This is a genomic window from Bacillus sp. C1, from assembly GCF_054570475.1.
Map to the genome: position 1 here is coordinate 13,975 of NZ_JBTMZT010000005.1, position 20,542 is coordinate 34,516.

Annotated in this window: 20 protein-coding genes and 1 riboswitch; of the genes, 12 read left to right on the plus strand and 8 right to left on the minus strand. The window is 36.1% G+C overall.

Annotation, left to right across the window (positions count from 1 at the left end; translation table 11 throughout):
* Positions 1 to 103: 103 nt before the first annotated feature.
* On the minus strand, positions 104 to 1,303 hold the full coding sequence (locus ACX5JI_RS16205) for a YbfB/YjiJ family MFS transporter (protein WP_459502062.1): 1,200 nt from the start codon (positions 1,301 to 1,303) through the stop codon (positions 104 to 106).
* 124 nt (positions 1,304 to 1,427) lie between these two features.
* Between ACX5JI_RS16205 and ACX5JI_RS16210 the strand changes: the two genes are divergently transcribed.
* Positions 1,428 to 2,312, plus strand: a complete 885-nt coding sequence (locus ACX5JI_RS16210; RefSeq protein WP_459502063.1) for a LysR family transcriptional regulator — start codon at positions 1,428 to 1,430, stop codon at positions 2,310 to 2,312.
* 44 nt (positions 2,313 to 2,356) lie between these two features.
* Here the strand turns inward: ACX5JI_RS16210 and ACX5JI_RS16215 are convergent, their stop codons facing one another.
* Both ACX5JI_RS16215 and ACX5JI_RS16220 read right to left on the minus strand, forming a co-directional pair.
* A complete protein-coding gene (locus tag ACX5JI_RS16215; protein WP_459502064.1) occupies positions 2,357 to 2,521 on the minus strand; it encodes a type II toxin-antitoxin system antitoxin in 165 nt (54 codons plus the stop codon).
* A 14-nt stretch (positions 2,522 to 2,535) separates the two neighbouring features.
* The gene (locus ACX5JI_RS16220) at positions 2,536 to 3,381 is read right to left on the minus strand and encodes an SPFH domain-containing protein (protein ID WP_459502065.1); all 846 of its coding nucleotides are present in this window, start codon (positions 3,379 to 3,381) and stop codon (positions 2,536 to 2,538) included.
* A 206-nt stretch (positions 3,382 to 3,587) separates the two neighbouring features.
* Between ACX5JI_RS16220 and ACX5JI_RS16225 the strand changes: the two genes are divergently transcribed.
* Positions 3,588 to 4,199: a hypothetical protein gene (locus ACX5JI_RS16225; RefSeq protein WP_459502066.1), complete on the plus strand. Its 612-nt coding sequence runs from the start codon at positions 3,588 to 3,590 to the stop codon at positions 4,197 to 4,199.
* Positions 4,200 to 4,345: 146 nt separating this feature from the next.
* Here the strand turns inward: ACX5JI_RS16225 and ACX5JI_RS16230 are convergent, their stop codons facing one another.
* Complete coding sequence (locus tag ACX5JI_RS16230; RefSeq protein ID WP_459502235.1) at positions 4,346 to 4,726, minus strand: YgaP family membrane protein; 381 nt, start codon at positions 4,724 to 4,726, stop codon at positions 4,346 to 4,348.
* Between the two features lie 252 nt (positions 4,727 to 4,978).
* On the opposite strand from ACX5JI_RS16230, the gene pcrB reads away from it, so the two are divergent.
* The 7 genes from pcrB (at position 4,979) to ACX5JI_RS16265 (ending at position 14,849) form a co-directional block, all read left to right on the plus strand.
* Positions 4,979 to 5,668 (plus strand): heptaprenylglyceryl phosphate synthase, encoded by a 690-nt coding sequence (gene pcrB / locus ACX5JI_RS16235; protein WP_459502067.1) that lies wholly within the window; start codon positions 4,979 to 4,981, stop codon positions 5,666 to 5,668.
* Between the two features lie 12 nt (positions 5,669 to 5,680).
* Positions 5,681 to 7,915 (plus strand): DNA helicase PcrA, encoded by a 2,235-nt coding sequence (gene pcrA / locus ACX5JI_RS16240; protein WP_459502068.1) that lies wholly within the window; start codon positions 5,681 to 5,683, stop codon positions 7,913 to 7,915.
* Between the two features lie 14 nt (positions 7,916 to 7,929).
* The gene (ligA, locus tag ACX5JI_RS16245; RefSeq protein WP_459502069.1) at positions 7,930 to 9,939 is read left to right on the plus strand and encodes an NAD-dependent DNA ligase LigA; all 2,010 of its coding nucleotides are present in this window, start codon (positions 7,930 to 7,932) and stop codon (positions 9,937 to 9,939) included.
* Between the two features lie 16 nt (positions 9,940 to 9,955).
* A complete protein-coding gene (locus ACX5JI_RS16250; RefSeq protein ID WP_459502070.1) occupies positions 9,956 to 11,143 on the plus strand; it encodes a CamS family sex pheromone protein in 1,188 nt (395 codons plus the stop codon).
* Between the two features lie 95 nt (positions 11,144 to 11,238).
* Entirely contained in the window at positions 11,239 to 12,009 is a 771-nt protein-coding gene (locus ACX5JI_RS16255) for a TSUP family transporter (protein WP_174102321.1), read from the plus strand.
* Positions 12,010 to 12,164: 155 nt separating this feature from the next.
* Entirely contained in the window at positions 12,165 to 13,712 is a 1,548-nt protein-coding gene (pruA, locus tag ACX5JI_RS16260) for an L-glutamate gamma-semialdehyde dehydrogenase (RefSeq protein ID WP_459502071.1), read from the plus strand.
* A 243-nt stretch (positions 13,713 to 13,955) separates the two neighbouring features.
* On the plus strand, positions 13,956 to 14,849 hold the full coding sequence (locus ACX5JI_RS16265; RefSeq protein ID WP_459502072.1) for a DUF4097 family beta strand repeat-containing protein: 894 nt from the start codon (positions 13,956 to 13,958) through the stop codon (positions 14,847 to 14,849).
* 57 nt (positions 14,850 to 14,906) lie between these two features.
* On the opposite strand, the gene ACX5JI_RS16270 is transcribed toward ACX5JI_RS16265, so the two are convergent.
* The gene (locus ACX5JI_RS16270) at positions 14,907 to 15,464 is read right to left on the minus strand and encodes a cysteine hydrolase family protein (RefSeq protein WP_459502073.1); all 558 of its coding nucleotides are present in this window, start codon (positions 15,462 to 15,464) and stop codon (positions 14,907 to 14,909) included.
* Positions 15,465 to 15,644: 180 nt separating this feature from the next.
* Positions 15,645 to 15,749: riboswitch (SAM riboswitch) on the plus strand.
* A gap of 118 nt (positions 15,750 to 15,867) precedes the next feature.
* Here ACX5JI_RS16270 and ACX5JI_RS16275 point away from each other — a divergent pair.
* Genes ACX5JI_RS16275 through ACX5JI_RS16285 form a run of 3 tightly spaced genes read left to right on the plus strand, consistent with a single transcriptional unit; the run spans position 15,868 to position 18,402 of the window.
* The gene (locus ACX5JI_RS16275; RefSeq protein WP_459502074.1) at positions 15,868 to 16,887 is read left to right on the plus strand and encodes a methionine ABC transporter ATP-binding protein; all 1,020 of its coding nucleotides are present in this window, start codon (positions 15,868 to 15,870) and stop codon (positions 16,885 to 16,887) included.
* Positions 16,877 to 17,542: a methionine ABC transporter permease gene (locus tag ACX5JI_RS16280; RefSeq protein ID WP_459502075.1), complete on the plus strand. Its 666-nt coding sequence runs from the start codon at positions 16,877 to 16,879 to the stop codon at positions 17,540 to 17,542. Before ACX5JI_RS16275 ends, ACX5JI_RS16280 begins: the two co-directional genes overlap by 11 nt.
* Positions 17,543 to 17,562: 20 nt before the next feature.
* On the plus strand, positions 17,563 to 18,402 hold the full coding sequence (locus ACX5JI_RS16285; protein WP_459502076.1) for a MetQ/NlpA family ABC transporter substrate-binding protein: 840 nt from the start codon (positions 17,563 to 17,565) through the stop codon (positions 18,400 to 18,402).
* A 174-nt stretch (positions 18,403 to 18,576) separates the two neighbouring features.
* Here ACX5JI_RS16285 and ACX5JI_RS16290 read toward each other — a convergent pair whose 3' ends face one another.
* From ACX5JI_RS16290 to ACX5JI_RS16300, 3 genes are read right to left on the minus strand one after another with little or no spacing between them, the layout of a single operon-like run.
* Positions 18,577 to 19,065 (minus strand): HXXEE domain-containing protein, encoded by a 489-nt coding sequence (locus ACX5JI_RS16290; RefSeq protein ID WP_459502077.1) that lies wholly within the window; start codon positions 19,063 to 19,065, stop codon positions 18,577 to 18,579.
* Between the two features lie 49 nt (positions 19,066 to 19,114).
* Positions 19,115 to 19,309, minus strand: a complete 195-nt coding sequence (locus tag ACX5JI_RS16295; RefSeq protein WP_459502078.1) for a DUF3926 domain-containing protein — start codon at positions 19,307 to 19,309, stop codon at positions 19,115 to 19,117.
* Positions 19,302 to 20,480 (minus strand): ArsA family ATPase, encoded by a 1,179-nt coding sequence (locus ACX5JI_RS16300; protein ID WP_459502079.1) that lies wholly within the window; start codon positions 20,478 to 20,480, stop codon positions 19,302 to 19,304. The genes ACX5JI_RS16295 and ACX5JI_RS16300 overlap by 8 nt, the downstream gene beginning before the upstream one ends.
* Between the last annotated feature and the right edge of the window lie 62 nt (positions 20,481 to 20,542).

Here is a 20,542-nt window from a genome sequence, read left to right on the forward strand (position 1 = left end):
TTCAGCTTTGTCTCAGTTTTTGGAGAACATATAAAAGTATCATCATATAGTTTTAGAACGAGATAGGAAAATGAGGGTAATTTGTTGAAAGTTTTCAATAAAATCATAATCTATTCGCATTTGTATAAACTTGTTTTTTCGTTATTTGTTTGCATTTTAGTTCACCAATTAATAACAATAAGATTGAAATAACTAATGTAAGTGCAGCACCAATGAGTGGAAAATAGAAGCTTTGCGTTTGTTTCGCAATGATACCTGTAAAGATTGGCCCAATAATTTGGCCAATGCCGTAAATACCGGTTGTATAACCAATAATTTTATTGCTATCATTCGGCTTAATTCTTTTTGCTTCTGTCGTTGTTAAAATTGTGATACCTACAAAAGTAGCGCCAAGCAGGAACGCACTTAAAAATGCTCCGATCACGTTTGGTATTAGGATGGGAGAAAGTACGCTTATCATTTGCAAAATGTAGGCAGAGATGAGCGAGTTTGTTGTCCCATACTTTTGAGCGATGTTTGCCCAAATATAGCTAGATGGAATAACAGCGATACCAACAATAATCCAGCTATAAGATGCATAAAAAGGAGATAGTGTAATTCTTTCTACGATAGTGACGAGGAAAGTTCCAGTAATAATATAGCCAAAACCTTCAAATCCATAAGCTAAAATGAGCCAAAATAAATACTTTTTTCTATAAGTCGTATCTATTGTAGTAACTTTTGATTTTTGTATAGTATGTGTAGTATCTTCTTTTAACCATTTCCATACAAAAATAGCTAAACTAAAGCTAATAAGACCTAATCCAATCCAAGCGCCTTGCCAATACCAAAGTGAGTTTAATAATGGAGCAAATAATCCAGCCAAAATAATTCCGATGCCAACACCACTGTAAATCATCCCGCTTAGTACAATCTTATTCCGATGAAATAAATAATCTAAAACAATGCTGGAAGCAAGAACAAATACGATAGCACTTGTGAAACCACCAATAAACCGAAGCGGAAACCAAACAAAAACTTCAGAGGTAAAACCCATAAAAAGGGTCGAAAGAACATTAAGAAGTAAACAATAATGTAGCACTTTTTCACGATTTTGAAGCGTAATGAATCCAATAAAGAAGGCGCCAAGCAGGTAGCCAAGATAGTTACTTGAGGCTAAATATCCAGCGAGATCTTCCTCTACATGAGCTTGCTTTTCCATAAAAGAAATAATCGGTGTGTAGGCAAAGCGACTAATTCCCATAACAGCGACTAAAGAAAATATGCCAGATAGAATCATTTTCCATGTCTTTGTTTCGTTCATATAATCCCCTCTTCTTGAAACAGCTTCTAATACATATGATAGGCGAATATGTATAGCTCGTAAAATGCTGATTTTTAATGTGTAATATCAAAAATAATGATATGAATAAAGAGAGGATTAAAATATGAATTTACAAGATTTTGAAGCTTTTTATATGGTAGCGCAAGAAAAAAGTATTTCAAAAGCAGCAATACGGCTTAATTTCGTTCAATCGAATATAACAGCTAAAATAAAAAGGTTAGAAGTAGAATATGAAACGCAGTTATTTTATCGACATAGAAATGGAGTGACATTAACGCCTACAGGAGAGACATTGCTGAAATACGCTGAAAAGATGATTCACTTATTGGATGAATCTAAAAGAGAGATTAAATATACGAATTTATCAGGAGGGACGTTGAAAATCGGGGCGATGGAAACGGCAGCAGCAGTTAGGTTGCCGGGTATTCTTTCAAATTATCATACAAAATATCCCGAAGTTGAAATTGCACTGCAAACGAATAGCACAGAAGAATTAACGAAAAAGGTACTGTTACATGAATTAGAAGGGGCATTCATAGCTAATAGTACAGATGATCCAGCACTCGAAAAAATTGAAGTGTTTCAAGAAGAAATGATGCTCTTGTCAAAGAGGCATTTAGTATTAGATTGTCATGATATAAATGAACAGTCTTTCATCGTTTTTCAGTCAGGTTGTTTTTATAGGAAAGTATTAGAGGATTGGTTGCTATCAGAGGGAATCGTTCCAAAGAAGGTAATGGAGTTAAATTCTTTAGATGGTATTATTGGCTGTGTGAAGGCTGGATTAGGGGTATCTATGCTTCCAAAAGAGGTGGCAGAACAGTTTGATTCGTACGGGGAGCTTGTGCGCACACCATTATTAAATGAAAATAGGTTTATTCCAACGTATTTTACTTATCGGAAAAATAGTGTAAAAACGGCGGCGTTATATAAGTTCATTGAGGAAGTATCTTCTATACGAGAAGAGAAGAAGAGAGGATTTTCATAAATAATAAAAAAGGACCACTAAAAAATTATAGCGGTCTTTTTTTCTTAGGAATCCTTCTCTTTTTTCAGTCTTCCTTGTTGCTTTGCCATTTCTCGAAGTAAATACTCGATGTGAGCGTTAACACTGCGAAATTCATCATTCGCCCATTTTTCGATGACTGCGTGTAATTCAGGATCGATACGTAATGGAAAACTTTTCTTTTTAGCCATAATACATACAACCTTTAGTATAGACTTCCTGTGTTAATAACGGGTTGTGCTCCTTTGTCTGAAACGATGGCAACTAATAAGTTGTTAACCATGTTTGCTTTACGCTCATCATCTAAATCAAGTATGCCTTCTTCATCTAGCTTTTGAATAGAATCTTTAGCCATTTGAACAGCGCCTTCAACAATTTCTTTACGTGCAGCTAATACCGCTTTTGCTTGTTGACGTTGAAGCATTGCATGAGCAATTTCCGTTGCATAAGCTAAATGTGTTAAGCGAGTTTCTAATACTTCTACACCAGCAATTTCTAAGCGTGCTTCTAATTCACGCTTTAATTCCTCAGAAATTTCTTCAGCATTTCCGCGTAGTGTGACGCAAGTATCATCTTGGAAATTATCATACGGATATTTCGTTGCTACGTGACGAATAGCTGTTTCACTTTGAATCTCTACAAATTCGTCATAATGTTCAACCCCGAAAATTGCTTTTGCTGAATCGACAACTTTATAAACAACAACAGCTGCAATTTCAATTGGATTTCCATCGACATCGTTCACCTTTAGTTTTTTACTATTAAAGTTTTCTACGCGAAGGGAAACAGTTTGACGAAATGATAAAGGAATCGTTAAATATAACCCGTTTTCACGGATTGTACCTAAATAGTTACCGAAAAATGTAATTACTTTTGCTTGGTTTGGCTGAACAATGCCAATACCTGTTCCAAGAATGGCTGCTAAAATAAGACAAAGTGCAGCTACTACAAATATTTCTTGTACGAGACAAAATACACCAATACCTGCTAAGGCTAAAAGTCCGATAACGCCTAGAAAACCATTTACATAAAATACTTGTTTTTCTTTCATACGAATCGCCTCCTTTTGATATAAAAATGATATCACTTTTATATCATTAAATACAAGGGGTAAAGAACTAATTTTCTGAAAAAAGGAATAATGCCTATTCATGTCATCAATGAACTTGAATATTACTTTTTCTTGTCCTATATTCCGTTCTAAAGTAATATATAGGGGTTATTTAATGTTTGTAATAGACAACAGGGGGAATACGTATGAAAAAAGTGTTTAAATCATTGACTTTAGTCATGATGATCGGATTAGTAATGAGTGTACTGACTGGATGCTCTAATCCGGATGATACTGTACAAGAATTTTTGACAACAGTAAAAAATGGAGATTTTAAAAAAGCGAATACTTTTGTTTATGAAAGTAAGGATGGATACGATTTTAACAATTTAAACAAAGAGCAAGATGGTATCGATGGGAAGCAAATCTTTAGTGCGATCGTAAAGAACTATAAATTTGAAAAGCCAGAGCAAGTGTCCAAGAAAGATGATACAGCAAAGGTTAAAGTAAAGATTACTTCGGTTGATATGGCTATTGCCACTACAAAGACAATCGGAGAGGTCATGCCTATGGCCTTTGCAAGTGCGTTTAGTGATAACAAAGACCAATCAGAAAAAGCAATGGAACAAATGATGACGACAAACCTTGTGAAGAATTTGTCTGATAAAGATGCGGCAATGGCGACCCGTGAAGTTACACTAAATTTAAAGAAAGATAAGGAAGGTAACTATAAAATCGTTTCTGATGAAAATTTACAAGAAGCATTGCTTGCAAATTCAAAATCAATAGATAAAATGTTTGGCAATAAAAATGAATAATTATGATATGTAAAATAGTGAAGAGGTCACCTAAAAGTAGAAATTTCAGGTGACCTCTTGGTTTACGGCAATAAATTAAAGAAGACTTAGCCGCCCACTGCAGCAGCTAAGTCTCTTTGAGAGCATCTTACATCGTGACAAATGATTCAAAGCGGTTTTGCCAGGATTACTTCCTCAATCGCTGACTCAATCTCTTTGTCAGAAGCATCATAACTTCCTTTTGACTGCTGTGCGTCAGGACTGGAAGTGTGATTTACTTCTTCTTGTTTAGCATGTCCTTTTTTAGTAAAATCCATGCTAGGTATTTTAACGGCACCAAAGTTCATGTATTTCCCTAATTTACATGCTTCAGTAATAGGACAGAAACGCAAAATTCCTTCTGCAATTTTCATCGCACCAAGCCACAGTAAAACCTTTGACCAAGTGCACCATGGTTTACGTGTAAGTTTCGCTGTACTACAACTTAGCGCGACAAAACCGAGTGTAATTCGAATTAGAGCATTCAGTATTCCGATGTTTTGCTTCATCAATGAAAACACTCCTTCTTCATTAACTTAGAAATAGCAAACGCTATTTCAGTTGTTATTATTCCATGTAAGTTTTGCGATATGTAATCCAACATTTGACGGTGAAAAAGATGTTGGATTGGGCGTGTGTATAGGTGTCTTTTTTTGTTATAATGTAAGAATGCATAAAAGGAAGTTTAAAAAGTCCGGTCAAGATAACCTCCTTTTTAAACAAGCACATAAAGGTGATTAGATAAAAGAAAGGGTGTTTTCATGTACGACATTTCACAGTGGAAACATGTATTTAAGCTTGACCCAAATAAGGAATTAAGCGATGAGCATTTAGAAATGATTTGTGAATCTGGAACAGACGCAGTAATTGTAGGCGGAAGTGATGGAGTAACGATAGATAATGTATTACATATGTTAGTGAGCATCCGTAGATATGCAGTTCCTTGCGTGTTAGAGGTTTCTGACATTGAAGCACTTACACCAGGTTTTGATTTTTATTACATCCCAAGTGTTTTAAATAGCCAAAAAGTAGAATGGGTAACGGGAATTCACCATGAAGCATTGAAAGAATTTGGGGATATTATGAACTGGGATGAAATTTTCATGGAAGGATATTGCGTTTTAAATCCAGAAGCAAAAGTAGCTAAGCTTACAGAAGCAAAATGTGATCTAACAGAAGATGATGTAATTGCATATGCACGTATGGCGGACAAGCTTCTGAACTTGCCGATTTTCTATATGGAATATAGTGGAACTTACGGCGATGTTGAACTTGTTAAAAATGTAAAAGCTGAATTACAACAAGCGCAGCTGTATTACGGCGGGGGGATTTCAAATGCAAAAGAGGCAAAAGAAATGGCTCAGCATGCTGATACAGTCGTTGTTGGAAATGTAATTTATGATGATATAAAAGCAGCGTTACAAACAGTAAAAGCTGTAAAAGGAGAGTAGGTGAAGGCACATATGAGTATAACTGATAAATTATTAAATGGTTTAAACCCGCAGCAACAAAAGGCAGTACAAACAACAAACGGACCACTTCTACTAATGGCAGGCGCTGGTAGTGGTAAGACGCGTGTGCTAACGCATCGCATCGCATATTTACTTGGTGAGAAAGGTGTAGCACCGTGGAATGTATTAGCAATTACCTTTACAAATAAAGCAGCTCGTGAAATGCGAGAGCGTATCGATACGCTTGTTGGCCCGGAAGCAGAAGATATTTGGATTTCTACGTTCCACTCAATGTGTGTGCGTATTTTACGACGTGATATTGACCGCATTGGGATTAATCGTAACTTTACGATTTTAGATGCAAGTGATCAACTTACTGTTGTGAAAAAAATTATGAAAGAGCGTAACATCGATCCGAAGAAATTTGATCCACGCTCTGTTCTTTCTGGCATTAGCAATGCAAAAAATGAATTGTTATCTGCTGATAAATACGCAAAGCAAATTTCGATTGCTGATCCATTTGAAAAATTAATAAGCGATGTATATACAGAATATCAAAAGCGTCTTTTGAAAAATAATTCATTAGACTTTGATGATTTAATTATGACGACGATTCATTTATTTGAGCGAATTCCAGAAGTATTGGAATTCTACCAGCGTAAATTCCAGTATATTCATGTTGATGAGTACCAAGATACGAACAGAGCACAATACATTCTTGTAAAGAAATTAGCTGCTCGTTTTAAAAATCTTTGTGTTGTTGGTGATTCTGATCAGTCTATTTATCGCTGGCGTGGTGCGGATATTTCTAACATCTTGTCATTTGAAAAAGACTATGAAAATGCACAAGTTATCTTGTTAGAACAAAACTATCGTTCATCACAAAATATTTTAAATGCAGCTAACGCCGTCATTGAAAAAAATTCAAATCGTAAACCGAAAAAATTATGGACAGACAATCAAATTGGAAGTAAGATTTCGTATTACCGTGCTGCAACGGAAAAGGATGAAGCATATTTTGTAGCGAAAAAAATTCGCGATGAAATTCAAATGGGAAATCGGAAATATACAGACTTTGCGGTTCTGTATCGTACGAACGCGCAGTCTCGTATGGTCGAGGAGATTTTCTTAAAGTCCAATATTCCGTATAAAATCGTCGGTGGCATTAAGTTCTATGATCGTAAAGAGATTAAAGATATTTTGGCTTACTTACGTTTAATTGCAAATCCAGATGATGAGATTAGTTTTGCTCGTATTATTAACATGCCGAAGCGCGGAATCGGTGCCACGTCTATCGATAAAATCATTAACTACGGTGTACAAAATGGGATTTCATTAACGGCTACAATGGATGAAATCGAGCATGTTGGAGTAAGTGCCAAAATCACAAAAGCAGTAAAAGAATTCGCAAGTCAATTACACAATTGGGTAAACATGCAAGAATACTTATCTGTTACAGAACTAGTAGAAGAAGTGATTGAAAAAACAGGTTACCGTGACATGCTAAAGAATGAACGTTCTTTAGAAGCTGAAGGAAGACTTGAAAACTTAGATGAGTTCTTATCTGTTACGCAAACATTTGAGTCGCAAAGTGAAGATAAGAGTCTTGTTGCTTTCTTAACAGATTTAGCTCTTGTTGCAGATATAGATCGTGTAGATGAAGATCCAACTGCGGGTGAAGAAGTTATTTTAATGACGATGCACTCGGCAAAAGGACTAGAGTTCCCGGTTGTCTTTATTATTGGTTTAGAGGAAGGGGTCTTCCCGCATACTCGTTCTCTTATGGAAGAAGATGAAATGCAAGAAGAGCGCCGCTTAGCTTATGTAGGTATCACTCGTGCGGAAGAAGAGTTATATTTATCAAATGCTCAAATGCGTACTTTATTTGGTAGAACAAATATGAATGCAGCTTCTCGATTTATTTCAGAAATTCCGACGGAGTTATTAGAGCCATTAAATGAAACAGCACCAAAGCGTGAAACATTTAGTGCAAAAGGAAGAACGGCTAGCGCGACGACAATGACAACACGTTCTCGCTCGGCATTTGTACGTCCGGCAGTGAAAACAACAGGAGGAGAGCAAATTGGCTGGGCTGTAGGTGATAAAGCTTCCCATCAAAAATGGGGAGTGGGTACAGTTGTGAGTGTAAAAGGAGAAGGAGATGCAAAAGAATTAGATATTGCATTCCCAAGCCCGATTGGTATTAAACGTTTATTAGCAAAATTTGCACCTGTAACGAAACAATAGAAAGGAATAAGGATATGTCAAAAGAACAGGTAAAGCAGCGTATAGAAGAACTTCGTGATATGTTAAATGCATTTAATTATCAATATCACGTATTAGACAATCCTTCTGTTTCTGATGCGGAATATGACCGCGATATGCAGGAGCTTATAAAATTAGAAGCAGAGAATCCAGAATTTTTAACAGAAGACTCTCCCACTGTTCGAGTTGGGGGAGCAGTGCTTGATATATTTGAAAAAGTAACGCATAAATCACCAATGTTAAGTTTAGGAAATGCCTTTAATGAAGGAGATTTACGTGACTTTGATCGCAGGGTACGTCAAGGAATTGATGGTTTGAATGTAAGATATATATGCGAACTAAAAATTGACGGTCTGGCTGTTTCCCTTCATTATGAAAAAGGACGCTTCGTTCAAGGGGCAACACGTGGTGATGGTGTAACTGGTGAAGATATTACGCAAAACTTAAAAACAATTAAAGCGATTCCCCTTCGTTTGAAAGAAGAAGTAACATTGGAAGCGCGCGGCGAAGCATATATGCCCAAGCGTTCATTTGTGAAATTAAATGAAGAGAAAGAGCAAAATGGTGAAGCTGTTTTTGCAAATCCACGTAATGCAGCAGCAGGATCACTCCGTCAACTTGATCCGAAAGTTGCTGCGAAGCGGAATTTGTCTATGTTTGTGTATGGTCTTGCTGATGTAGAAGAGAAGACAATTGCATCACATAGCGCGTCATTGGATTTTTTAGGTGAACTTGGATTTAAAACGAATCCAAATCGCCGCATATGCGAAACGATTGACGACGTAATCGCTTATGTAGAAGAATGGCAAGAAAAGCGCCCAAATCTTGATTATGAGATTGATGGGATTGTAATTAAAGTAGATGATGTAGCGTTGCAAGAAGACTTAGGAACAACAGCGAAGAGCCCTCGCTGGGCGATTGCATATAAGTTCCCAGCAGAAGAAGTCGTAACGAGATTAACAGGTATTGAACTAAGCGTAGGACGTACTGGTGTTGTGACACCAACTGCAGAGCTTGAACCAGTTCGAGTAGCTGGAACAATTGTCCGTCGTGCATCTTTACATAACGAGGATTTAATTCGTGAAAAAGATATTCGAATTGGTGATTACGTTGTTGTGAAAAAAGCTGGAGACATTATTCCAGAAGTGGTTAACGTTATTTTTGATAAACGCACAGGTGAAGAAGAAGAGTATCATATGCCAACTCATTGTCCGGCTTGTGATAGTGAACTTGTTCGTTTAGAAGAAGAAGTAGCTCTTCGCTGTATTAATCCAGCCTGTCCAGCACAAATTCGTGAAGGACTCATTCATTTCGTTTCCAGAAATGCGATGAATATTGATGGACTTGGAGAGCGTGTTATTACACAGCTTTTTGAAGCTGATTATATTCGAACATTTGCAGATTTGTATCCACTCACGAAAGAGCAATTGTTACAATTAGAGCGCTTTGGTGAAAAGTCAGCTTCTAAATTAGTACAGGCAATTGAAGCGTCTAAGGAAAATTCGCTAGAGCGTCTATTGTTTGGTCTTGGCGTTCGTCATGTTGGCGCTAAAGCGGCACGTACGTTAGCTGAGCATTTTGAAACGATGGACCATCTTGTAAAAGCAACAGAAGAAGAGTTAAAAGAGATTAATGAAATTGGCGAGAAAATGGCCCAATCAATCGTAACGTACTTTGATAATGAAGACGTATTACAATTGGTACAACAATTTAAAGAGTACGGCGTTAATATGACATATAAAGGTTTAAAACGTGCTGATTTACAAAATGTCGAATCTTATTTCGCTGGAAAAACAATTGTTCTAACAGGGAAACTAGAAATTATGGGCCGAAGCGAAGCGAAGAAACAGATTGAAGCGCTAGGTGGAAAAGTAACAGGTAGTGTGAGTAAGAGTACTGATTTAGTCGTGGCTGGTGAAGCAGCAGGATCAAAATTAGCACAAGCAGAGAAGCATAATATTGAGGTTTGGAATGAAGAGAGGTTCTTACAAGAGCTGAATAAGTAAGAGGTGCAAACTTACCATGAAAAAAATAGCGTTAGCGGTATTAAGTCTAGGTCTACTTGTAAGTGGATGTAGTACAGGCATAAAAAAAGAAGAAAAAGTTGTTGAGAAGTCAGGGAACTCAAAAGAACAAGCGATTGTTCCGAAATATTCTATTTCTGAGGATTATTATAAAACAACAGTGCCATTTGATCCAGGTTCTGCACGTGGCTTAGTTGTACAGGGACTAAATAGTCGTCTAGATATAGATGAATTTGAAACTGGATTAATGCGTATTGCGAAAGAATCGTTTAGTACAAAGGATTATCTATTCAAAGGTGGTAAATATTTAGATAAAGAAACAGTTCAAATGCTTGTAAAGAGGAAGCGTACAGATGCGGAGCAAAAAGAGTTAGAAGAGGGTCTGAAAAAAGACGCAGTGAAAGTTCCTAACATTGGATTGAATCCAATGTTACAAGAAGGCTCAGAATCATTAGAGGTTCGAAATAAAAAAACACCAATGTATCTTTCGAATATTTTAGAGCATGATTATTATAAAAAAAATGGCGATCAAGTCGAATTAGGTGGCATTGTGGTTGGCCTTGCAATGAACTCAGTTCATTATTTTACTGAAGAACATGGGTACCCGCGTGAAACGGAAATTAGTGAACAAGAGATGCTAGAAAAGGCTAAGCCAATGGCACAAGAAATTTTGAAAGTGTTACAGAAAAATCCAGACACGAAAAAAGTTCCAATTACGTTTGCGATCTATCGTCAAGGACCGAAATCGACACTCGTACCAGGGAAATTTGTATCTTACGTGCAAGTAGATAAAGGTAGTGAAAGCATAGGGGATTGGAAAGCAATTAATGAAAAATATTACTTGTTCCCTTCGGAATCAGCTAAAACAGATGTACGTGAAGACTATACAACTGTAGAAAACTTTAAAGCGAAACTGAGCGAGTATTTTAAAGGTGATTATACAGCTGTAGTTGGTACAGGGTTTTATAACGATGATCAATTAAAAGAAATGAAGATAGATATTCCGGTTCAATTTAACGGAAAAGCAGAAGTAATTGGATTTACGCAATATGTTGCAGGACTTGTTATGCAATACTTCCCGAATTATGTGAAAGTACAGGTGACCATTAAATCGGTGGAACGCCCAGAAGCAATCATTATTCGTGATGCGAAGCAAGATGAACCATTTGTGAAAATTTTAGATTAAGAAAAAAGCTGTTCCGCTTTGGAATGGCTTTTTTTTTGCTGTAATTTTGTTATAATTTTTAATGTTGTGAACAAAAAGGGGTAAGGAGAAAAGACATGGATGAGTTAAGTTTACAGATTATTGTATTACTCGTTGCTTTTGGTTTTTTGGCCGCATTTATTGATTCGGTTGTTGGGGGAGGAGGGCTTATTTCACTTCCAGCACTTATGTTTGTAGGCTTACCACCAGCTTCGGCAATCGCGACAAATAAGTTAGCTTCGACGATGGGGTCATTAACAAGTACAATTTATTTTATCCGTTCAAAAAAAGTTGATTTTCGTATAGTAGGAAAGTTAATCCCATTAACTATTATTGGGGCTGTTTTGGGAGCTTTAGTTGTAAAATTTATTCCACCAGATATTTTACGTCCACTTGTACTGGTTATGTTGGTATTTATTGCAATTTATATTATTGTAAAAAAAGATTGGGGAAGTGTCTCCACCTATAAAAAGATGACAAAAGGAAAAACATTAATGTTTTACTTCGTTATTTTAATTGTAGGATTTTATGATGGATTTTTTGGACCGGGGACAGGATCATTTTTAATTTTTGCATTTTTATTAATTGGTTTGGATTTTATTCGAGCAGCTGCATCTGGAAAAGTTTTGAATTTCGTTAGTAATATTGTATCTTTAATTACATTTTTATTTTTAGATATTATTCATTTTGAATACGGTATTATTATGGGATTATCTATGATTTTAGGAGCATATTTAGGATCGAAGTTTGCTGTACAAAAAGGTGTTGGATATGTTCGTACTTTATTTTTATTAGTAACAATTCTATTAATTGGAAAAAACATTATGGAATATGCTCATATTATTTAGCTTCATACGTACGTATGAAGCTTTTTTTAATTATTATATTTTAAAAATTAATTAATTTTTAAAATATAAGTCTAGGAATATTTGAATAAATCTAAATTATCGTGTAGAATAATGTTGTAAAATGTAAACGTTTTTCTAAGGGGAGGCTAAAAAGAATGGTAGTAGCATACAAACATGAGCCATTTACAGATTTTTCAGTAGAGGCTAACAAGTTAGCGTTTGAAGAAGGTTTAAAGACAGTAGAATCTTATCTTGGACAAGACTATCCATTAATTATCGGGGGAGAAAAGATCACTACAGACGAGAAAATCGTTTCTGTAAACCCTGCAAATAAAGAAGAAGTTGTGGGTAGTGTTTCAAAAGCAAGCCGTGAATTAGCTGAAAAAGCGATGCAAGTGGCGGATGAAACATTCCAAACTTGGAGAAAGTCAAAACCAGAAATGCGTGCAGACATTTTATTCCGCGCTGCAGCAATCGTTCGTCGTAGAAAACATGAGTTCTCTGCTATTCTTGTAAAAGAAGCAGGTAAACCATGGAATGAGGCGGATGCTGATACAGCAGAAGCAATCGACTTTATGGAATATTATGGTCGTCAAATGTTGAAATTAAAAGACGGTATCCCAGTAGAAAGCCGTCCAATTGAATATAATCGTTTCTCTTACATTCCATTAGGAGTAGGTGTTATCATTTCTCCTTGGAACTTCCCATTCGCAATTATGGCGGGTATGACAACAGCTGCAGTAGTTTCTGGTAACACAGTATTACTAAAACCAGCTAGTACAACTCCTGTAGTAGCAGCGAAATTTATGGAAGTGTTAGAAGAAGCTGGTTTGCCAGCTGGCGTAGTAAACTTCGTTCCAGGTAGTGGTTCTGAAGTTGGTGACTACTTAGTAGATCATCCCCGTACACGTTTCATTAGCTTCACTGGATCACGCGATGTAGGTATTCGTATTTACGAACGCGCAGCAAAAGTAAATCCAGGCCAAATTTGGTTAAAACGTGTTATCGCTGAAATGGGCGGTAAAGATACAATCGTTGTTGATAAAGAAGCAGATCTTGAATTAGCAGCAAAATCTATCGTTGCATCTGCATTTGGATTCTCAGGACAAAAATGTTCTGCTTGTTCTCGCGCAGTAATTCATGAAGATGTATACGATCATGTATTAAATCGTGCTGTTGAATTAACAAAAGAATTAACTGTGGGTAACCCAGCTGAACAAGGTCTAAACATGGGGCCAGTTAATGACCAAGCTGCATTTGATAAAGTAATGAGCTACGTTGCAATTGGCAAAGAAGAAGGTAAAATCGTTGCAGGTGGAGAAGGAGACGACTCTAAAGGATGGTTTATCCAACCAACAATCGTTGCTGACGTTGCGGAAGATGCTCGCTTAATGAAAGAAGAAATCTTCGGACCAGTAGTAGCATTCTGTAAAGCGAAAGACTTCGATCATGCGCTTGCAATTGCAAATAATACAGAATACGGTTTAACAGGAGCTGTTGTTTCTAATAACCGTGAACATATCGAAAAAGCACGTGAAGACTTCCATGTTGGTAACTTATACTTCAACCGTGGATGTACTGGTGCGATCGTAGGTTACCAACCATTCGGTGGCTTTAATATGTCTGGTACAGACTCTAAAGCTGGTGGACCTGACTATATCGCACTTCACATGCAAGGAAAAACTACTTCTGAAACATTATAAGTTTAAGAAGTGTGAGAAAGACCTTCCCAGAGTGGTGAAGGTCTTTTTTATTTTTTTTGTAACCACACCTTGTAACAAATTATGGTAAATGATAGTATAGAATATGAAATGTTCTGAAAAATCCCTATTATTAGATGGTAGTGAATAATATACAGTACTGAATGATAAAATTTATATGGATCGTAATTTTTAATAATTGTATCGAAGGTATAAGAAAAAATAAGAGAAAGGGGGTGCTATTATATGAAGAAGATTATTCTAATTGCATTATCATTGCTCTTTATTGGAGGGATTGGTGTTGGTGCAATGACTGTTTTCGGATTAGCTTTTAACAAAACTGAAATTCATAAAAAAGAAACGGTGGCTGGTGAGAAGATTGATGAAATTGAAGTAAAGACTTCGGCAGCAGATGTTGAAATTGTTGCAGTTGATTCAAAAGATATTGAAGTGTTACTGGATGGAGAGATAAGCAAAGAGCTAGTAGATAAATATAAATTTGGGGTGAAAGAAGAAAAAAATAGATTGAATGTTACATTTAGTAAAGGTATAAATTCTGTTGGTTGGGAAACTGGGACTACTACAGGAGTCAAATTACAAGTGAAAGTTCCCAAAAAACTATATGAAAATATAAAAGTAATTACATCATCAGGAGATTTTGTAGCGAAGGAAATTGAAACAAAGATAGCCGAATTAAACACTTCTTCTGGAAATGTATCACTATTACATGCGAAGATAAATGGGAAATTAACGGTTGAAACGTCTAGCGGAGCAATTGAGACAGACAAAAGTGAAGTTGAAGTAGTGAAATTGAAAACCAGTAGTGGGAAAATTAGTGTAGATGGTTTGCATACTAAAGAAGCCGTATTCACAACATCGTCGGGGGATGTTGAGTATAATGATCGTAGTTTGCAAGGGGAGATAGAATGTAATACATCCAGTGGGGATGTTGAGATGAAATTTGATGATATTCCTGAATCTTTAAAAGTTGAATTTGATGGGAGTTCTGGTAAGGCGGATCTAGACATTACAGATCTTTTATATAAAGAGAAATCAAAGCATAAATTGATTGGAATAAAGGGAGCAGGAGAAAATAAAGTGAAAGTAAAAACAAGTTCGGGGGATTTTAAGTTACGATAGTTTGTGAATAACAGTAAAAATCATGTCTTCAATTGAGGAAGACATGATTTTTTTAGTTCAGACGAGACTTCTTAAGTTGAAAAACTCTTCTGTGCTCATAACATCTGCATATACGGTGTTCAAACTTGCTAAAATTGTATTATGGATATAGACAGCAGGGATGGTAGCATTTTTAAAGAGAAGATCTTTTGTTGCGCATGCATCGTGTATAATCGTGCAACGAAAACCGAAATCAAAAGCGGCTCTTACTGTGGCATCAATGCACATGTGAGTCATCATCCCGCATATAATGACATGTTCAATTTCTAAGTTTTGTAATTGCTCTAGTAAATTTGTTTCTCGAAAACTGTTTGGGTAGTGTTTGAGAATCACAGTTTCATTTTGTAAAGGGCGAACATTTTCATGAATATGGACACCTTCTGTATTAGGAAGAAAAAAGGTAGCAGTTTCTTTCATAGATACATGTTGGATATGAAAAATAGGTTGGTTCACTTCTCGGAAATGCTGAAGTAGTTGACTTGCATACTCGCTAGCTTCAACGGCACCACGTAGTTCCATTTTGCCATTTGGAAAATAATCATTTTGAATATCAACGAGTAAAAGGGCTGTTTTCATATCATTTATCGTCCTCCATTTTCATTTCGTATTCATGTAATGTTATTCAATTAGAAAGGGATATTTTCCTTTTCATAATGTTAATGAAAAATAAAAGTGTTATTTTCTAATATTTTCATTGACTCTCACTTTTCTGAGTTTTATAATAAGAATTAATTAAATGACAATTAAATCGATACACTCTTATCCAGAGAGGTGGAGGGACTGGCCCTGTGATACCTCAGCAACGGATTTTTTAATACCGTGCTAATTCCAGCAAGCTTATAAAAGCTTGGAAGATGAGAAGATGCGAACGAGTATATAAGTGCTCTTCTTCTTATTTTTTACGGATAAGAAGGAGGGCACTTTTTATTTTGCCTCATGGTCCTGCTCCGAGTTATTACAGCAAATAGGAGGGAAGAAAATGATTTCTTTTGAAAATGTAAGTAAAGTGTATGAATCAGGTGGTCAACCAGTTCATGCTGTTGAAAATGTAACATTATCGGTTAAACAAGGTGAAATTTTTGGCATTATCGGTTTTAGTGGTGCTGGAAAAAGTACGCTTTTACGTTTAGTGAATATGTTGGAGCGTCCAACGTCAGGAACGATTTTAATAGATGATAAAGATATTACGTCTTTATCAGGAAAAGAGTTACGAAAGCTAAGACAAAGAATCGGGATGATTTTTCAAAGCTTTAATTTATTTAACTCAAGAACTGTGTTCGGTAATATCGCTTACCCATTAAAATTAGCGAAATTGCCAAAGAATGAGATAAAAGAAAGGGTAAATGAGCTGTTAAGGTTTGTTGGGTTAGAAGATAAAGCCAATTATTATCCAGAGCAGCTTTCAGGTGGTCAGAAGCAACGTGTAGGGATTGCGAGAGCACTTGCAACGTCACCAGATATTGTGATTTGTGATGAAGCAACATCGGCATTAGATCCTGAAACAACAACAGAAATTTTGAAATTGTTAAAAAAAGTAAACAAGGAATATAATGTAACAATTCTCCTTATTACCCATGAAATGCAAGTTGTGAAAGAAATTTGTCATCGTGTAGCCGTGATGGAAAAAGGAAAGGTAATAGAGGAAGGAACATTATTTGATGTTTTTACAAAACCAAAGACAAAGACGACACAAAATTTTGTCCGTTCTGTTATTAATGACCATTTACCAGAAAGTGTTCTTACGAAAATTCAAAATGGTGGACAGATATATCGCTTAACATTTACTGGTGAAGAGACCGGACAACCGGTATTATCGTATATTGCTAAAAATTATAATGTAGACGTCAATGTACTCTACGGAAATATTATTGAACTGCAAAGTATTCTATGTGGAAATCTTCTTGTAGAGCTGCAAGGTGAACAAAAAGAAATTCAAAAAGCATTGCAACATTTAAGACTACAAGTGCAGCTGAAGGAGGTAGAAGCTCATGCGAGTTGATTGGAGTATATTTTGGCCCCGTATTTTAGATGCGACAGGGGATACCCTCTTAATGGTAATTGTAACCCTTATATTTGCTACAATACTTGGTATACCTCTAGGTTTACTTTTATATGTTACAAGAAAAGGGAATTTTTTAGAAAATAAACTGGTCTTTTCTATTCTTAATATTGTTATTAATACGATTCGTCCGATTCCATTTATTATCTTTTTAGTAGCATTAAGTCCTTTAACACGTACTGTTATTGGAACAACAATCGGAACGGCGGCAGCAATCTTTCCAATGACACTTGTCGCTTCCATCGGAATTGCAAGAATGGTAGAAACAAATCTTGTTTCGGTTCCAAAGGGAGTAATTGAAGCAGCACAGGCGATGGGAGCGTCGCCACTCAGAATTGTTTTTGAAATTCTTGTTCCAGAGGCGCTAGCGCCATTAATTTTAGGCGTGACGTTTATGACGGTTGGTTTAATTGAATTTTCGGCAGTTGCTGGTCTTGTTGGCGGCGGTGGCCTTGGTGATTTAGCAATGACATATGGTTATCAACGTTTTGATACATCGGTTATGTTCGTGACGGTTGTATTGCTGATTCTTCTTGTACAAATTGCACAAAACTTAGGAAATTATTTTGCGAAAATATTTTTACGTAGATCATAAGAGGAAGAGAGGGAAAAGAAATGAAAAAAATTTTAGCATTTGCCTTATCAGCTTTGGTTAGCGCATCAGTATTAAGCGGTTGCGGAGCTGATGCGAAAGAGAAAGTGGTTCGCGTTGGTGTAACTGGAACAGATGGAGACAGTTGGACTGTCTTGCAAAAGAAGGCTGAAAAAGAAGGAATTAAGGTTAAACTGGTAGAGTTTTCGGATTATACAACACCTAATAAGGCACTCGCTGATGGGGATATCGACTTGAACTCATTCCAACATATTGCCTTCTTAGAGCAATTTAAAAAGGAGCATAAGTTAGATATTACATCTGTTGGAACAACGCAAATTGCACCAATGGGACTATTCTCTGAAAAGTATAAGAAACCAAATGAGATTCCTGACGGTTCAGAAATTGCAATTCCTAATGATCCAACGAATCAAGCGCGTGCACTAAAACTTCTTGATGCAGCGGGATTATTAAAGCTCAAGAAAGATTTCGGCTTATTTGGAGATCCAAGTGGTATTGCTGAAAATCCAAAGAAATTAAAAATTACACCGGTAATTGCGCAGCAAACACCACGTGTATTAAAAGACGTAGCAGCTTCTGTCGTTAACAATGGTGTTGCGGGGCAAGCTGGTTTAAATCCAGTGAAAGATCCTATCTTCTTGGAAGATCCAAAAAATGAAAATGCGAAGCCATATATTAATATTTTCGCAGCTCGCACGAAAGACAAAAATGATCCAACAATCAAAAAAGTAATTGAATTGTATCATTCAAAAGAAGTAGAAGAAGCAGTGAAGAAAGAAACAAAAGATGGTGCGATTTCAGTAAATCTTTCACTTGATGAGCTTGAAAAAATCGTAAAATAAAATTGGGTTTAACGGACTAATGGTGAGAACCCCTCCGCTGTTAGCTCGTTCAACATATAATCATACCTAACAGACGATACCCTAATTTTGTACCTTCCAATTCTGTATAAAGAAATCCAATGTCTGTTAGGTAGAGTGAAAAGACCAGGAGTTTTCCTAGTCTTTTTTATTTAATTAGGTAAAGAAACTAGCTAAAAATAAGGTAATCCAAATCACGACAGGGTAGGAGAGTAAACTAAAAACTAGTGTAAAGACTAGTTTCTTTTTTTGAACTTTTATTAAGGAGAATAAATAGAGGGAAAACAGTACAATGATACATGCTGATATTACCCCAGGATTGTATGAGCGATGAACGAAAAATAAAATCATGTGTTGAACCGCATTAAAGAAAATAGCACCTTGTATGAAAATAATCCAGTAAATAGACGATATAACATGAAGTTGGTATAGAATGATAAAGAGCAGAACAATGGTTGTTAATATACAAATTGCTAGTAGAAATTGATGAGTATTTATGAATTTGATAGAGAATTGATTAGCCAGATATTGAGGCATACTAATAGATTCTTCAAGATTATGAATGAAAAATAATAAGGGAATAACCCAAACCATAATATTGGTAGATACATGTTTAATTTTAAGTGTTTGAATCAAATAAATCATCTCCGAGTACAGGAATAGAAAGCCCCTAAGGAGAGGGCTTCCTATATTGTTATTCAATAGTAATACTTTGCAAGTTGGTTTTCGTAGTTTGCGTTTTTTCTTGTGTACAAGAAGAAAACTCTTCTTGTAAGATATTTAGAATTTTCTTAGCTGATTGTTGAACAGGAATCGGTAGTTCATCTAGTATATACATCCCAACTTCTACTTTTTTCCGAATGATTCGTCTTAGCAACTCCTCATGCATGAACCGCACCTCCAAAGCGAATATTTAGTACATCTCCTTCAAATTTTGCACCTTGAATGGATAGATGTGTCAATGTTTTTGGTAACGTAATGTTTCGTTTGAAAGAACCTGCGCGAATGATAAGTTCATCACCTTTTTGGTTTAAGGATAGTTCACTTTTATCAGAGAATGGGATAGAGAGAACAAAGATATATTCATCGCCATCTTTTTTTACATATTGTGTACGACCATTAAATTTTACTTCAGTAGGAGAAGAGTCGGATTCAAATAAAGCATTCCCTACACGCTCTAACATCGGTAAACCAACAACTTCTTGTTCAAACATTGGAGCTTCATAAATCGGAAGTGGCTCGAAGCTATCTTGGATTAGTGCTTTATATTTCTTTTGCGCATCTTTCCATGCTTGGAAATAAGGATCAGTGACAGTGTTAGGGATGACACGGTTAATCATGATGGCATCGACGTTATAATCATATAAATTTAAATAGGTAAAACTGCGCTGCGCTTCTTTAATAACCATCTTTTCAGGGTTTACGACAACTCGAATACTTGTTACCTCACGGTTAGATAAAATATCTCTCATTTCACCGAGCTGTTCGAGCGTATTCGTTAATTCTCCCATTACATCATCGGTAGGAAGAGGGATACCAAGAAGAGGCTGAGCAACGGGACGGGCTATTTTTAATATTTTTCGTTTAATTGGAAAGAGTTTTTCCATCCACCAGCCAAGCATATCAGGAAAGCTTAACATAGCCAGCGTTTCTCCAGTTGGTGCACAGTCGATAATGATGACGTCATATGTTTCTTGTTTATAGTAATCGAGGACACGAAGCAAACTAATTAAGTCTTCCATGCCTGGAAACATTGTCAATTCTTCTGTTGTAATATCGTCAGCTGCTTTTGATGTAAACAGCAGTGTAATATATTTTTGTAATTTTCCCCAGCCTTTTTCCATTTCATAAATTGTATTGATTTCTTGTGCCCATAAATTTTTACGAATCTCTTGAGGCTCAGAAGACAATTTTATGCCAAGTGAATCGCCTAAACTGTGAGCTGGATCTGTACTCATGACTAATGTTTTTAACCCCTGTTTTGCGCTTTGAAGTGCTGTTGCTGCTGAAATGCTAGTTTTTCCTACGCCGCCTTTACCTGTATACAAAATAATTCTCATATTTATATCCCCTTTGTTTCGGTTGTCGAATATTACGAGTTTCGAAATATTTTTTTGAATAA